At 58.6% G+C, this 15,226-nt stretch carries 13 protein-coding genes, 2 tRNA genes and 1 pseudogene; 13 read left to right on the top strand and 3 right to left on the bottom strand.

Annotation, left to right across the window (positions count from 1 at the left end; genetic code table 11):
- The first annotated feature begins 69 nt into the window (after nt 1-69).
- The 8 genes and pseudogenes from J2S70_RS03930 (at nt 70) to J2S70_RS03895 (ending at nt 7,962) form a co-directional block, all read left to right on the top strand.
- Nucleotides 70-1,272 (top strand): YrzE family protein, encoded by a 1,203-nt coding sequence (locus J2S70_RS03930; RefSeq protein WP_307682439.1) that lies wholly within the window; start codon nt 70-72, stop codon nt 1,270-1,272.
- Nucleotides 1,273-1,428: 156 nt separating this feature from the next.
- Nucleotides 1,429-1,513 (top strand) — tRNA-Ser (locus tag J2S70_RS03925).
- Between the two features lie 335 nt (nt 1,514-1,848).
- On the top strand, nt 1,849-2,094 hold the full coding sequence (locus J2S70_RS03920; protein ID WP_307682438.1) for a DUF7675 family protein: 246 nt from the start codon (nt 1,849-1,851) through the stop codon (nt 2,092-2,094).
- A 152-nt stretch (nt 2,095-2,246) separates the two neighbouring features.
- Nucleotides 2,247-2,586 (top strand): annotated as a pseudogene (locus tag J2S70_RS03915) (glycerophosphodiester phosphodiesterase family protein); the annotation flags it as partial.
- Between the two features lie 78 nt (nt 2,587-2,664).
- Complete coding sequence (locus J2S70_RS03910; protein ID WP_307682437.1) at nt 2,665-4,959, top strand: DNA polymerase III subunit gamma and tau; 2,295 nt, start codon at nt 2,665-2,667, stop codon at nt 4,957-4,959.
- The gene (gene recR, locus J2S70_RS03905; protein ID WP_407702628.1) at nt 4,959-5,576 is read left to right on the top strand and encodes a recombination mediator RecR; all 618 of its coding nucleotides are present in this window, start codon (nt 4,959-4,961) and stop codon (nt 5,574-5,576) included. The genes J2S70_RS03910 and recR overlap by 1 nt, the downstream gene beginning before the upstream one ends.
- Nucleotides 5,577-5,638: 62 nt before the next feature.
- Nucleotides 5,639-6,913, top strand: coding sequence for an aspartate kinase (locus J2S70_RS03900; protein WP_307682436.1), 1,275 nt, complete (start codon nt 5,639-5,641; stop codon nt 6,911-6,913).
- Nucleotides 6,910-7,962 carry an aspartate-semialdehyde dehydrogenase gene (locus tag J2S70_RS03895; RefSeq protein WP_307682435.1) on the top strand — a complete coding sequence of 351 codons (1,053 nt, stop codon included), beginning with the start codon at nt 6,910-6,912 and terminating at the stop codon, nt 7,960-7,962. Before J2S70_RS03900 ends, J2S70_RS03895 begins: the two co-directional genes overlap by 4 nt.
- Before the next feature lie 106 nt (nt 7,963-8,068).
- On the opposite strand, the gene J2S70_RS03890 is transcribed toward J2S70_RS03895, so the two are convergent.
- Nucleotides 8,069-9,292, bottom strand: a complete 1,224-nt coding sequence (locus J2S70_RS03890) for a DUF4032 domain-containing protein (protein WP_307682434.1) — start codon at nt 9,290-9,292, stop codon at nt 8,069-8,071.
- A gap of 93 nt (nt 9,293-9,385) precedes the next feature.
- Nucleotides 9,386-10,591 carry an ABC transporter ATP-binding protein gene (locus J2S70_RS03885; RefSeq protein WP_307682433.1) on the bottom strand — a complete coding sequence of 402 codons (1,206 nt, stop codon included), beginning with the start codon at nt 10,589-10,591 and terminating at the stop codon, nt 9,386-9,388.
- A 212-nt stretch (nt 10,592-10,803) separates the two neighbouring features.
- Between J2S70_RS03885 and J2S70_RS03880 the strand changes: the two genes are divergently transcribed.
- From J2S70_RS03880 to J2S70_RS03870, 3 genes are all read left to right on the top strand, one after another.
- Nucleotides 10,804-12,450, top strand: coding sequence for a serine/threonine protein kinase (locus J2S70_RS03880; protein ID WP_307682432.1), 1,647 nt, complete (start codon nt 10,804-10,806; stop codon nt 12,448-12,450).
- Between the two features lie 100 nt (nt 12,451-12,550).
- Nucleotides 12,551-13,387, top strand: a complete 837-nt coding sequence (locus J2S70_RS03875; protein WP_307682431.1) for a DsbA family protein — start codon at nt 12,551-12,553, stop codon at nt 13,385-13,387.
- 75 nt (nt 13,388-13,462) lie between these two features.
- Nucleotides 13,463-13,535: transfer RNA gene (locus J2S70_RS03870), tRNA-Thr, on the top strand.
- A 30-nt stretch (nt 13,536-13,565) separates the two neighbouring features.
- Here the strand turns inward: J2S70_RS03870 and J2S70_RS03865 are convergent.
- A complete protein-coding gene (locus tag J2S70_RS03865; protein ID WP_307682430.1) occupies nt 13,566-14,234 on the bottom strand; it encodes a uracil-DNA glycosylase in 669 nt (222 codons plus the stop codon).
- Nucleotides 14,235-14,311: 77 nt separating this feature from the next.
- On the opposite strand from J2S70_RS03865, the gene J2S70_RS03860 reads away from it, so the two are divergent.
- Both J2S70_RS03860 and J2S70_RS03855 read left to right on the top strand, forming a co-directional pair.
- A complete protein-coding gene (locus J2S70_RS03860) occupies nt 14,312-14,572 on the top strand; it encodes a DUF3263 domain-containing protein (protein ID WP_307682429.1) in 261 nt (86 codons plus the stop codon).
- A 41-nt stretch (nt 14,573-14,613) separates the two neighbouring features.
- Nucleotides 14,614-15,219, top strand: coding sequence for a LytR C-terminal domain-containing protein (locus tag J2S70_RS03855; RefSeq protein ID WP_307682428.1), 606 nt, complete (start codon nt 14,614-14,616; stop codon nt 15,217-15,219).
- Nucleotides 15,220-15,226: the final 7 nt, after the last annotated feature.

Genomic DNA, 15,226 nt, shown 5'->3' with positions numbered 1-15,226 from the left:
CGAGTACTACTTACCGAAAGTAGAGCGCGGGGCCGCGCCCCGCATAACCATGCACCTGAGGAGAATATTTTGACACGTAATGAATTTAACCAGCCCGATGCCGGGCGCGCTGACCAGGTGGACGATCCCGTCGTGGTGAGCAAAACTGCATCGGCGGCGAACGTCCACCTTCAAGCCGACCAACATGTGAATCATGAGGATTCGCAGGGTGAAAAGCCAGGTTGGCGAACCGCGCTGTTCGGCTCTGACGTGCGGGGCGCGAGCAATAACGCTTCGTGGAGCTCGATCTTTGTTGGTCTTGTGATCACCTTGGCGGTGCTCGCGATCTTCTCCTTCCTGGGCGTGGCGCTCGGGCTCGGTATCTTCGACCTCCAGTCCAGCCAGCCGTTTGAGGGTATGGGCGTCGGAATGATCATCTGGCTGATCGTGACCTTGCTTGTTGCCTTTGGTTTGGGCGGTTATGTTGCCGGTGCTCTTGCCGTTCGAGGCGGAGCTATTCACGGGCTTGCAACGTTCGCGTCGTCGCTGTTGGCAATTTTCGTTGCCGGTGCGATGGGCATTTCCGCAGCGTTTGGCATTGCCGGAAACGTGGTTGGCGGTGTCGCTTCGGCGGTAGGTTCCGGAGCTTCGTCAGTCGCCTCGGCAGTGGGCGACGGTATTGGCAACGTGCTTGATGTGGCTTCCGATAACGTCGACGTAGATGGCGATCAGATTGCGCAGCAGACCGAAGAAATCCTCATCGGCACCGGTGTTGAAGAACTTCACCCTGACTATTTGGAAAACCAGCTCGATGAGGCCGGCGCCGAGATTCAGGCCGCTGCCGAAGAACTTATTGTTAACCCAGAGGATTACGAAGCAATTTTGGGTGACCTGAGCGACTCCCTTGGAGCGCGCGTAGAAAATATTGCTGAGTCCGTTGATCGCGATGCGATCGTTAACTTGGTTGAAGCAAACACGGATCTGACGGGAGACGAGGCCGAGCAGGCGGTAGATAACGCCGTTGAGGCTGTTGAGAATGGAACCGAAGCGGCTAAGGGCGCTATCGAGTCCGCTCAGGAAGCGATCCCGGAGGCTGCTGAGCAGGCGCAGGAGCTTGTTGAGGAGGCTCGCGTTGCGGTGGATGAAGCTGCAAGTGCCGGTGCTAAGGTAGCCACTTGGGCGTTTGTAGGTCTGTTGATCGCAGCTCTGTTCACTGCGTTCATGGGCGCTCTCGGATCGCGCACAGTGGTCAAGCGCGATGACTCTGGCAAGCTGGAGTCTCGTAAGGCCTAGAACTGTTATCGCACCGGGTTGAATCAGCTCGTGCTGAGATCGGGCGGTGTGGGGCGGGGGCGTGCGGTTGTAAGCGACCGCACGCCCACTTTGCCTCTGTAGATTTCCGTTTTAGGGCGAACCAAAGTAACCTAGTTGGACGTGTTCATAACACTTGGAGGATTCGCCTAGTGGCCTATGGCGCTCGCTTGGAAAGCGGGTTGGGTTTACGCCCTCGGGGGTTCGAATCCCCCATCCTCCGCAGATAGCCTCGTTTCCCATTTGGGAAGCGAGGCTTTTTCGTTGCAATTAACCTGCGGCCGCAGGGGCTTATAGGACAGTCCGCGTCGGTTAATAGCGTTCGTTCCCGCGTTACTTTTTGTCGGCCACCCCCGCTCCCGCGATACTTGAATGGCTCCGGCGATACTTTTATTGGCAATTAATGTGTCGCGAGAGCGGTTTAGGTGTCGCGGGAGGGTGAGGCGTGCGGAGAGGGTGAGGCGGATGAGGTAGCTGGGCGCGGTAGCCGAAGCCGTTAACTTCAGGGCTTGTTATCCTATTTGAGTAGGTACAAACGCGATCAAGTTCAGGGAGCAGGTGACGGTGAAAAGTAACCAGTTCATTTCCGACGAGGCGTTACGTGAGGGTAACCAAATTTGGGATGTCACCGAAGTAGACGAAGATGGAAATGAAATAATTGGTCTCCATTTGGTGACTTTTGACAAAGAGAACGTGCTCAACTTGTTCTCCGACTATCCACACAATTTCACCGCTGAGCAGGTCGAGATTTTTAAGCAAGAGCGGCCATTCTGGGCCGAGTTTTTTGCAAATCGAACGGCTTAAATGAGCCCAAGCTCGAGGACGTTTGCGATACGCGAACTGCCCACACGGTTAAACTCGAGCGTAAGAAAAGGAACCGATCTTCCGCCCCACACGAAGGGCAGTCACAATGAAAACTTGCCGGCTCATCGCACACCGAGGGCTTAGCTCGCGCGCCCGGGCGCCAAGTGATCGTATCGAGCTTTAACCACTTGCTTCTTTACATCTTCAAACAGCGCGCACCCAAATTGCCCGTGGGCTGTTTGTATGAAACAACCGCCCTTGACGACGATTGGCGATCCATCCTCGAACTCGTTGGCCGAATACATCCACCCCGAGGCTTCATCCCTCACGAAGGAGCGCGTGGACGCTTTTCACGACGCCGGTTACGGCATCAACGTGTGGACGGTCGATGATCCCGCGCGGGCCAACCAACTCGTGAACTGGGGTGTTGACGGCGTCGTTTCAAAGGTTGCCGACCAGCTCATGGGCATTGCCAGAGCCTCCGTAAACTGATCGGGCGCAGCAGCCCAATCGGCCACCGAGCTGTGCATAACGTAAACGCTCGCCCGGCAATTGCGTACACTGGTGGGCGTGAGTGTTGCTCTGTATCGTCGTTACCGGCCCGAAACGTTCCAAGAAGTGATTGGCCAAGATCACGTCGTCCAGCCTTTGATGGCGGCTTTGGAGGCGGGCCGCACAACGCATGCCTATCTGTTTTCGGGGCCGCGAGGTTGCGGTAAAACGACGTCGGCGCGCATTTTGGCTCGCGCGCTGAATTGCGCACAGTACCCGACGGCTACCCCGTGCGGTACGTGTGATTCGTGCATGGAACTCGCGCGGGAGGGTTCCGGCTCGCTCGACGTCGTCGAAATGGATGCGGCCTCGCATGGCGGTGTCGACGACGCGCGGGAGCTTCGTGAGCAGGCGGGATTTGCGCCGGTGCGTGATCGGTTCAAGATCTTCATCATCGACGAAGCACACATGGTCACGAACCAAGGTTTCAACGCGTTGCTCAAGCTCGTGGAAGAGCCGCCGGAGCATGTGAAGTTCATTTTTGCGACCACCGAACCGGAAAAGGTGATCGGCACGATCCGCTCGCGCACTCACCATTATCCTTTCCGGCTGGTGCCGCCACTCGAACTTGAAGATTATTTGGCGCAGTTGACGCAGGCCGAAGGCGTGACGGCCGGCCACGACCTGCTTTCGCTCGTCGTACGCGCCGGTACGGGTTCGGTTCGCGACACCCTTTCGGTTCTCGACCAGATCATTGGCGGTTCGGAAGGCTCCGTACTCGACTACGACCGCGCGGTGGCGCTGCTTGGTTTTACGTCGGCGAATTTGCTCGACGACGCCGTTGCCGCGATTGCCGAGCGCGATGGCGCGGCCCTGTTCGGCGTGGTTGACGCGGTGGTGAAATCGGGCCATGATCCGCGGCGGTTCGTGGAGGATTTGTTGCAGCGTTTGCGCGATCTGGTGATTATCTCGCTTGCGGGTGATGAGGCGAAGGACGTGTTCGTTTCCGTGCCCGAAGACCAGTATGGGCGAATGGTAGAGCAGGCCACGAAGCTGGGGGCGAGCCGGGCTTCACAAGCTGCCGACCTGACGAACGAAGCGCTTTCCGATATGGCTGGTGCTACCGCGCCGCGCCTGCAGCTGGAACTTCTCTGTGCGCGGCTGATTGTGGCGCGGTCGGATGGAGAGCGGGCGCGCTCGAGTGAGGCAAGCCAGCCGGAGCAACCATCGGCCGATATCGCGCAAAATCTTGCAAAGTACGCCAAACCCCCGCAGCCAAAGGTTGAAAAGACTACGCGGGCGAGCGGAAGGCGTGATGATTCCACGATGGATCCGCGCAACCGGCCCATGCCCGCGATACCCGATCAGCCAGCGCCTGAGCCGAATGGGCAGGAAGCCACGGCGGAGCGTCCAGAGGTGCCACGGTCGGATCAAGGTGCGCCCGCTGGTGGGCTCAGCGGTAAAGAACGATCCGCTGCGCAAGTCGAATCGACGGCAGCAACTGAAGGACAAACCGGAGTTGCACAATCTGAACATGTGCAACCGGAACACGGACAACCGGGATCTGGCCCGCTCGATCAGATCCGGCAAAACTGGGATTCGATCATCGCGGATGCCGGCCTGTCAAAGATCGCACAGGCTCAGCTTGCAGCAGCGAACGGCCCTGTGGCCGTGGAAAACGACATGCTGATCGTCGGCTTCGATCAGCCCGGTGTGGCCAGCGCATTCTCAGCTCGTGGCGCTCGCGAAGTCGAACAGCTACTCAGCCAGAATCTGGGCATGACTCTCAAGGTGGAGGGCAGGGCAGGAGGCGAATCCCCAGCCCCAAAAGTTGATGCCGCGCCGGGCGCGGCAGCTCCCCAGCAAGCCGATGCTCGTCAGCCCGCGGATTCACCGGCAAGCATTCAATCGCCCGGCCCCCAAATTTCCGATCGGGCACAACTTGACACCCCAACGCCCAGCCCCGTCCTGCGAGCGGTGTCAGCACCATCTCCTGATAACACGCCAACCGAAACAGCCTCTGCCAAGATTGACGCCTTCGATGATGCCGACATCCTTGGCTCTGCAGCGGAAAACTTTCCCGGCCCGCCCCCACTCGAAGATCCTTTCGGAAACACCGATCCCTACGTTAGTACCGTCAGCGGACGCTGGGCCCAGCCGGAGCGGGAGTGGCAAACCGGCGGCACCGACGTCGTCGACCCAGAACCACCCGCTAACGAACTGCCGGCCAACGAACCCGTAGACTATGCCAATCCCGAATGGGACGGCGCCTCCGCCGACGATCCGGAAATCTCACATTCGTCAATCGTGGGTCTGCAGGTGGTCCTCGACCGTTTCAACGCTAAGGTGATCGAAGAACGGATGGAGGAATAATGGTCGGTGTGTACGACGGCGCAGTTCAAGCGCTCATCGACGAACTCTCGCGGCTGCCCGGAATCGGGCCCAAAAGCGCGCAACGAATCGCTTTCTATCTGCTCGAAGCCGAAGATTCCGAAGTTGAAGCGCTCGTCGACGCCCTTGAATCCGTCAAATCCAAAGTTAAATTCTGCGACGTGTGCGGCAACGTCTCAGAAGACGACCAGTGCAGAATCTGCGCCGATCCGCGCCGACTCGACTCGATCATCTGCGTGGTCGAAGAAGCTAAAGACATCGTCGCCATCGAACGCTCGCGCGAATACCGCGGAAAATACCACGTTCTTGGCGGAGCCATCGATCCGATCGGCGGCGTCGGCCCCGACGATCTGCGCATCCGCGAACTCTACTCCAGGCTCGGGAACGGCGAGGTCAAAGAAATCATCCTCGCAATGGACCCGAATGTTGAAGGTGAAGCCACCGCCACCTACCTATCACTCAACCTGTCGCACATGAACGTGATCGTCTCGCGGCTTGCCTCGGGCCTGCCCGTAGGCGGTGACCTCGAGTACGCCGATGAAATCACCATCTCGCGCGCCATCGAAGGGCGTCAGCGGATTCACACTCCCACTTCGTGAACAGTTTTGTCTCATCAAGCGCGCCTGAACTACGATAAAACCACCTATATCAAGGAGTTCACGTGTCACTCATCGTGCAGAAGTTCGGCGGATCTTCCGTCGCCGATGCTGAGGGCATCAAGCGCGTAGCGCGACGAATCGTCGATACGCACAAGGCGGGCCACAAGGTCGTCGTCGTCGTTTCCGCAATGGGAGACACCACCGACGACCTCATTGACCTCGCCTCATCAATCACCGAAGAACCCTCCGCCCGCGAAATGGACATCCTCCTATCCGCGGGTGAACGAATCTCCATGGCAGTGCTAGCGATGGCCGTAACGGATCTGGGCGTGCCAGCCCGCGCCTTCACCGGTCAGCAAGCCGGCTTGCACACCGACACGGCCTACGGCGCGGCATCGATCGTGGGCGTTGTACCTGAACGTATAGCCCGCACTATCCAAGACGGCGAAATCGCGATTATTGCGGGCTTTCAGGGCGTGAACCAAGAAAACGACGTGACCACCCTCGGCCGTGGCGGGTCCGACACCACCGCCGTCGCCTTCGCAGCTGCTCTCCGTGCCGACGTGTGCGAGATCTACTCCGATGTCGACGGCGTGTTTACCGCCGATCCGCGCGTTGCGCCCGCAGCCCAGAAAATCCCGGCGCTCACCTACGAAGAAACCCTCGAAATGGCCGCTCACGGCACCAAAATTTTGCACCTGCGCGCCGTCGAATATGCGCGCCGATATGACGTGCCACTGCACGTACGCTCATCGTTTTCAACCAAAGAAGGGACGTGGATCGTGAACGAATCCGCCCGCAGCCGCTGGGAGGGCGATAACGAAGCTCCCATCATTTCAGGAATCAGCCACGATACCTCGCAAGCCAAAATCACAATCACGGGCGTACCCGATAAACCCGGCGCCGCTGCCCGAATCTTTCAGGTGGTGGCCGATTCGGGATCGTCTATCGACATGATCGTCCAAAACGTGCCGGTCAATGCGCCGGGCATGGCGAACATTTCCTTCACGTTGCCGATCACCGATGTGAAGCGAACCTTCCGGGTGCTTGAAGAAAAGCGGGAAGAACTCGGCTTTGACAAGGTGTTCCAGAACGATGGCGTGGGCATCCTTTCGCTGATCGGTACTGGAATGCGTAGCCACCCGGGTGTAACGGCGAAATTCTTCGCGGCGCTCGCGAATGCAGGTATCAACATTGACATGATTTCAACGTCAGAGATCCGAATCTCTGCCGTTTTGGATGCGGACGATGTGGCCACGGCCGTGCGAGTCGTCCACCAGGCGTTTGATCTTGACGCCGAAGAAGAAGCGATCGTTTACGGAGGTACAGGACGATGAGCATCACCCTTGCACTTGTAGGAGCCACCGGGCAGGTTGGTGAAGTTATGCGAGGCCTTTTGGAATCGCGCGGTACGAAGGTTGACAGGGTGCGCTTCTTCTCCTCGCACCGTTCAGCCGGCACAGAACTTGAGTTCAACGGCGAAAAGATCGTTGTCGAAGATGTTGCCAAGGCCGACTTTTCCGGGATTGACATTGCGCTGTTTTCCGCAGGTGGTAGCACCTCGCTTGAGTACGCGCCGAAATTCGTGGAAGCTGGGGCCGTCGTCGTCGATAACTCCTCGGCGTGGCGGAAGGATCCGGACGTGCCGCTTGTCGTGTCCGAAGTTAATCCGCACGCGTTGAAAAACCGGCCCAAGGGCATTATTGCGAATCCGAACTGTACGACCATGGCGATCATGCCGGTAGTGAAAGTGCTGCACGAGGAAGCGGGCTTGACCAATATGGTCGTTTCCTCTTACCAGGCCGTGTCTGGCTCTGGGCTTGCGGGCGTTGATGCCCTTTACAACCAGACCAAGGCGCTACTCGATAAGGGTGAGGCCGTGAAGGGCCTGGCCGTGAACGGCGAAGCCGTTGAGCACGCCGCCGATCCGGCGCCTTACGTGAAACCGATCGCCTTTAATGCGGTTGCCATTGCCGGCGCGATCGTTGATGACGGCACCTTCGAGACCGATGAGGAACAAAAGCTCCGCAACGAATCGCGTAAGATCCTCGAAATTCCCGAACTGCGGGTGGCTGGAACCTGCGTGCGGATTCCCGTTTTCTCCGGGCACGCAATGGCTGTTTCAGCCGAATTTTCTAACAAGATTTCGGTGGAGCGCGCGATTGAGCTGTTCAAGAGTGCACCAGGCGTTGAATACGCCGAGGTTCCCTCCCCACTCGAGGGCGCCGGTAAGGACGCGTGCTTTGTTGGCCGCGTGCGCCAAAACTATGCGGCGGACGATGAAAACAAGGGCCTGAGCTTCTTCGTGGTTGGCGACAACCTGCGCAAGGGCGCGGCCTTGAACACGATCCAGATTGCCGAGCTTTTGATCGAGGAACTCAGCTAAATTTTGGCTCGTCTACTGGGTGTCCGGCCATTTGTTGTGAGTTTGGGGCTTTTGGTGAATGAAAACGGCTGTTTCCGCAGTTTTCTCACAACAAATGGTTCGGGCTCTAATCATCGCGGCCGATCAGCCTCGCCTCGTCGCGCCGGTAGGCGAGCTCTTGAGTCACATACGAATCCACAACCTGGGCCATCGGCATATCCCGGCCCTGTTGCTCACTCATGTACCAACGATGCTCAAGAATCTCGTGAAAGAGCTGGGCGGGCTGCAATTTAGTGCGGAACTCGTAGGGAACGGCTTGGATGGTCGGCTCGTAAACGTTCATGATCCACTCGTGAGCCACGATCTCAAGAGGCACATTCGACTTCCCCGCCACGGCACGGTAGGACTCAATATCGTTAACCATTCGCCGAGCCTGCATCTCTTCAACATCCAACCCGGTAAGCCGCATCATTTTTCTTGAATAATGCCCCGGGTCCACCACCTTCGGCTGTATCGAGATTGTCGTACCACCGATATCGGCAGCCATGGAAAGCTCGCCAACTTCGAAGCCAAGATCGTTAAGCCGCCGAATCCGGGCATCTACCCGCCAACGCTCATTGGACTGGAAGGACTCCTCGCTCGTCAACTCGTCCCATAGCTCTTTGTATCGCTCAAGATACCTATTGCCAACCCCGATTGAGTCAAATTCGGGATCGAGTATGCCGCCAGCCTGAAGGTCCATCAGTTCGCCGATGATATTCGTGCGCGCAACGTCGATGTCATAGTGGCGTTTGCGCTCTGAGAGGTTGTCTTCAAGTTCGCCGGTTTCCGCATCCACTAGATAGGCTGAAAATTCTCCCGCATCGCGGCGAAACAGCGTATTTGATAGCGAAACGTCACCCCAGAAAAAGCCCAGCAAATGTAGGCGCACCATCAACACGGCCAGAGCATCAATAAGCCTGCGCACCGTTTTGGTACGCATCGCCGTCTTCCCGAAAAGTGATCGGTATGGCAAGGAGAAATCCAGGTGCTGCGTCACGAGGGCGGCATTGAGCGGTTCTCCGGATTCGTCAAAGCGCCCGGTGATAACAGCCAGCGGTTCCACGCATGGGGCATTCAGACGGTTCAAATCGCGCAGCATCTCATATTCGTGATACGCCACCCGCTCTCCGATTTCTTTGACGGCCACAACCTGGTCGTCCAAGTAGGCAAAGCGCACCACGTGCCGTGAAATGCCGCGGGGGAGCGCGGCGATCACATCAGAGGGCCACTCCTCGAGTGCAACACCCCACGGCAAATCTAGCAAGGCGGGCTCTACCTGCGCGGATGTGATTTGTAAGGATCGAATCATGGCACCTCCCTTCCGTTCAAGACTACGCCTAAACACTACGACGCCGGAGCCCAGTTCACGAACGTAAGCCCCGGCGTCGCCTAACTAGAGTGCCTATTCTGCCACGTGCTCGTCGGCCAGCTCGTCATGGATGACGGGCTGGACCTGCACGTTATCCACATCTTCCATGGCGAACTCGTTGACGGAGGAGTCGATCCGCGCGCCAGTCGAACTCGAGAAGAAGTGAGTGTATTCGCCGCGCGGGCGGGCGTTCACGATCTCGCCTGCCTTTGGAACATCGTGCGGCTCGATCCGGATTACGAGGGTCTGCGCAGAATCGCCCGATCCGAAATTGGCTTCTTCCCGCTCGGACCCCACGATCGTGCCGTACACGTAGGCATCCGAGCCAAGGGACTCAACGAATGTGACCTTCACCGGCATCCCGGTTTCTTCTTTCGCGAGTTCGAGCGCTTCGGGCCGCAGACCAACAGTCACTTTGCCTTCATCGCGAACGGCCTCGAGGACGTCGGCAGGAAGCTTAAACGAAGCATCGCCGTATACCGCGCGATCGCCATCGACCCGCCAGTCGCCAAGGTTCATGGCGGGTGAGCCAATGAATCCGGCAACGAAAGCGTTAGCTGGCCGGGAGAACATTTCGGCTGGCGAGGCCACCTGTTGCAGGATGCCGTCTTTCAGCACGGCAATGCGATCCCCCATGGTGAGCGCTTCAGTCTGGTCGTGGGTAACGTAAACGGTGGTCACGCCCAGTGAGCGCTGTAGTGATGCGATCTGGGTACGGGTTTGCACGCGAAGCTTGGCATCGAGATTTGATAGCGGTTCGTCCATCAGGAAGACCTGCGGTTTGCGCACGATGGCCCGGCCCATGGCCACGCGTTGGCGCTGTCCACCAGATAGCGCCTTGGGTTTGCGTTCGAGGTATGGTTCAAGGTCGAGAATACGCGCAGCTTCTTCTACGCGTTCGCGGATAACTTCCTTGTCCTCCCCGGCGATTTTCAGTGCGAAGCCCATGTTGTCCGCAACGGTCATATGCGGGTAAAGCGCATAGTTCTGAAAGACCATCGCGATGTCACGATCTTTTGGCGTCACGTCTGTGACGTCGCGTTCGCCGATGTAGATTCGGCCGGTGTTGACGTCCTCCAGGCCTGCCAGCATGCGCAGTGCAGTGGACTTTCCGGAGCCCGAGGGCCCTACGAGGACGAGGAATTCTCCGTCTTCAACTTCTAGGTTGAGTGAATCGACGGCGGGAGTGGTTGACCCCGGGTATACGCGTGTGGCGTTTTCGAATGTGACAGTCGCCATGTTTATGGTTCCCTCCACCGGCAGGTACGTGCCGGACGATCCGTAGTGAAAGGTGCCGGAGTGTGTCGACTCTGACACGATGCCGACGGCCGGCATCCCTAGTATTGTTGCACACTGCGCGTATTTTAAGATTGTCTTTACTGGAACTTCCCAAGCGGTATGCGCCACATTCGCGCGAGGGGCTAGATTTTCTTCGCCACACAAGGGGTGACATGCGAGAACGATCGATTATTGGCGGTTACGAGATCGTCAAGCGGATTGGATCCGGTGGCATGTCTACCGTGTATAAGGCGGTCGATGGCCAGGGCCGTGAGGTGGCTTTGAAGCTTTTGCATCCGGAGGTTGCGGCGGATCCGGTTTCGCGTGATCGGTTGCGCCGTGAAGTGCGTATGTTGCAGCGGGTGCGCGGGGAATATGTGGCGCAAATCCTCGATGCGGAGACGGAAGAGGACGAGGTTTTCATCGTCACCCAGCTGATCGATGGGCCGACTCTCGATGCCGACGTGCGGGATTCAGGCCGGTATGAAGGCAGCGACCTGGTGGATCTTGGGGAGGAGTTAGCAGCTGCGTTACGTTCGATTCATGCGGTGGGGGTGCTGCATCGTGATCTGAAGCCGTCGAATGTGATGATGGGTGCGGAGGGGCCGGTGCTCATTGATTTCGGTATTGCTCAGCTCGGGCATGATACGCGGATTACTCGTACCGGTTCTCTTTCGCACACTCCAGGTTGGGCAGATCCGCGGGTTATTCGCGGAGGGGCGCCGGATGAGATGGCTGATTGGTGGTCGCTTGCGGCTGTTTTGGCGTTCGCGGCGACGGGCGTTGTGCCGTTCGCTGCCGAAACGACGCCGGCCGTGATGCATCGCGTCCTGCACGGTGAGGCGCATGTGCCGGGGTTGGATCCGCGGGCTGAAAACGCTTTTTGGCGAGCTCTCGAGCCGGATGGATCACGCCGGATTACCTTTGACGCGCTCGTGGAGGAGTTGCGTTCGACGACGGCGGCCGGCGCGGTTGCCAGCGGCGGCACTGCCGATGGAGCGGGTCACGATGAGAGCCTGCAGGGCCAGCACGTCGAAGAGTGGGGCGGCGATGAGCAGCACGGCGAGGTGGAGTCGGTATCAACTGGCGAAACCGTCGTCGCTGCCGAAGGTGGGAACCCGCCTACTTTACAGCTTCCGGTCGTGGTTCCGCAGCGCCGATCGATGTTCGATCGGCCATTGGAGCAGACGGTGGACGCGCCGGGGATGGATGAATCCGGTGTGTTAGGAGTGGACGAGCCTGCTTTCGACCCCGCGCGCCATGATCGTTTGCCCGTTGGTGATTGGTTTTTGCCGGCCCGAAAAGCCCGGTTGCACGTGTTGCTGATCGGCGCGATTGTCGCTATTTTTGGACTTGCGTGGCCGGGGCCAGCGGCTCTGACTGTCGCCGCGTTGGTGGTTGCCGTCTCGATCGTGGGCGGCGCGGATCGCGGACTGAAGGACAGGCGAGTGGCTCGCGGTGGCCCGCATGAGGGCGATGTGGGGCGGATGGTGCTCCGGCTACCGTTCACTGTGGTTGGGGCGCTGTTGCACAGTGCTGTCTCGTTGGCTGTTGGCGGCGGGCTTGGGTGGTTGGTGGTCGTTGCGCTCGAAGCGTTAGATGTCACTGATCCCGAGCTGAATGAACCGATTGGCCTGGTATCGGCAATGGTGGTGGCGTGGTTGATGGTGACGAATAGAGACGGCCGTGAGGGAGCCCGTATTTTACTGGAGGCAATTGCGCCGACCCCGGGTTACCGGCTTTTTTGGCTCATGATCTTATTGGTGGTGGCCATGTCGGCGGTGGTGGTTGTGGGGCAATCCGGATTGAGTATAATTTAGGATTAAACAATCTCGTTTCGGGAAAGTAATCTGGGCAACCGTGGAAAACGGTACGGGCTTGTGATTGAATTTCGGCAGATTAACTAGTAAAGGGACAGGCATGGCAGACACGAACCGCGCGACGAACTCGCAGGGCAAACCCGTCACGAAGAAAGAAAGACGCGAAATTGCGCGCGAAAAGGCTCGTATTCTGCGCGAGCAGGAGGAGAAGCGTAAGAAGCGCAATCGCACGCTTGCGGTTTTTGGTGGCGTGATTGGACTCGTGCTCATTATTTTTGCCATCATGCAGATTTTCGGTAATGACAAAGCCGATTTCGACGGCGAAGTGCGGCCGGCTGAGCTAGCTAACGTCACGGACGATTACGGCATCGACATCGACGAAAATGGCGCGGCAGGTAGCCCGGTGCCAGATGCTGGGCTGTTCTCGGTGTATTCCGATTACACGTGTTCGGGTTGTATTCACCTGGAGACGGCCAGTGCCGAAAACTACCGGAACTTGACGTCGTCGGGCCAAATGGCTCTGCGCTTTTACCCGGTAGCTACGCTGGGCAACGACATCTCTAGCAATATGGCTGCGGCAATGTTCTACGTCGCGACCTACGCTCCCGAGCAGGCCTTTGCGTTCAACGAAGCCCTTTTTGATCAGGCTTACACGACGGTGATTAAGCGCGGGCCGGCACCTTCCGAAACAGACATTGCCGAAATCGCCGCGTCGGTGGGAGTGCCTGCCGACGTCGTCGCTGATCTTCCCGCATCAATTTCCTCCGATGACTGGCAGACGGTAACCGACGAGGCCACGGATGCCTTCCGTGCCAAGGGGTATTCTGGAACTCCGACCCTCGAGGTGAACGGTGAGGAGAATACGGCTTGGCTGGAAAACGGTGACGTGGCTTCGGTCATGCAGCTGGCCATCGACGCCGGGGCGCCCGAAAACTAGCGCTCACCCGTTTGGCTCCGGCCGCTTTTTCTGGCACACTATGAGAGGCTTCGCCAGTTTTGCCTGGCGGGGCGTGCCTCCTTAGCTCAGTTGGTAGAGCGCCGCTCTTGTAAAGCGAAGGTCGTCAGTTCGAGTCTGACAGGGGGCTCTTTTCATGCGACTTGCGACGAGCCGCGAGTTACACGGACCAGTTGATCGGTTCGGCCCCCTGTTCGATCAGTAGTGCGTTTGTACGCGAAAATGGCTTGGAGCCGAAGAATCCGCGGCTTGCGGAAAGTGGCGAGGGATGCGGTGACATGACGACGGGCGTCTTGCCAAGTAGGGGTTTGAGCTCCTGGGCCACCCGCCCCCACAGTATTCCAACGAGGGGTTGGTCTTGGCGTGCGAGGGTTCGGATCGCGTGATCGGTGACGGCTTCCCAGCCCTGCCCGCGGTGGGCGGCCGGCTTGCCAGGCTCGACAGTCAACACCCGGTTGAGGAGCATGACTCCGCGTTCGGCCCAAGCTGTCAAGTCGCCGTGCTCGGCGGGAGGGATACCAAGGTCCTCGTGAAGTTCTTTGTAAATATTGCTGAGCGAACGCGGAAGGGGGCGCACATCGGCGTCGACGGCGAAAGATAGCCCGATTGCGTGGCCGGGCGTGGGATAGGGATCTTGGCCAACGATGAGCACTCGCACCTGCGATAGCGGGTAGGTGAACGCTCGTAATACGGCATCGCCCTCGGGTAGGTATCCGCGGCCCGCCCTGTTTTCGGCCCGGAGGAAATCTCCCATGGTCGCAATGTCGGCAGCGACGGGTTCGAGTGCGCGAGCCCATTCCGGGTGGACGATGTCAGCCAAGTTACTCATAGGAAAACGGTATCGCAGTTGTTAGTGGTGTTGGACCTGGCGAGCACTTTGGAGGAGACTCGCCATAGGCTTGGGTTGTGTCAGAAAGTGAAAAGATGGAAGAGCTTACGGAATTTGAGGCGTCCGTGCTCGAATTTGAAAGAGCGTGGTGGCGCTACGGTGCGACGCGCGATCAGGCCATTCGGCGCGCCATGCAGATGAGCCCGATCAGATACCACCTCCTTTTGACCCATCTGTTGGACTCCGAACATTTTTGGCGGGCCGATCCGGCGTTGGTTGACCGGCTTCGCCGCTTGCGCGAAGAACGTTTGGCGGAGCGCGGAGGCAGAACGCAGTAGTCAAATCTGGCGTCAAGGTCCATTCGCGGTAGGATGTGTGCGTGGCTCATGAATATCCTGAAGATGAATTTGACCGGCTAGCCAAAGAGCGCACAACAGTTGGCGCTCACCGGCGCCCAAGTAGCGCGCGCCCGTGGCTGATCGCTTTGCTCGCGGTGCTCATGATCGCGCCAATCGTGGGAATCTGGATTGGCAATGCCATGTCCAGCGACGACGATCCTACGGCCGATGAACCCACCGCTTCCGAGCAGGCCGCTGCAGAAGACGGCGAAAGTGAAGACGGTCAAGAGGAAGACGGTGAGGAAGGCCCTGCCGAGGCGTCCGATTCAGAGGACGCGACCGATGCTGACGAAGGTGAAGCCGCCATTGAGCCAAACCTGAACCATCACATTCTCGTCCTCAATGGCCGCGGCACAGTCGGCTTTGCCGGTGAGAACCAGGCGATCTTGGAGCAACAGGGCTTCGGCAATGTTTCAGTGGCTGACTACCGCGGTGGAACGCAGCCCGTGGATTCTACGATCTACTATTTCGATCCCGAATACGAAGGAACCGCACGGGCTGTAGCGGAGGTACTGGGCGCTGACGTCGCTGAAAGCGAAGACGTGATTGTCGCCTACGGAGCGCCTATCGTCGCTGTAATACGCTGAGCCTTCA

Source organism: Trueperella bonasi (assembly GCF_030811535.1).
Classification (GTDB): Bacteria; Actinomycetota; Actinomycetes; order Actinomycetales; family Actinomycetaceae; genus Trueperella; species Trueperella bonasi.
This window is presented reverse-complemented; position numbering and strand designations above follow the sequence as displayed.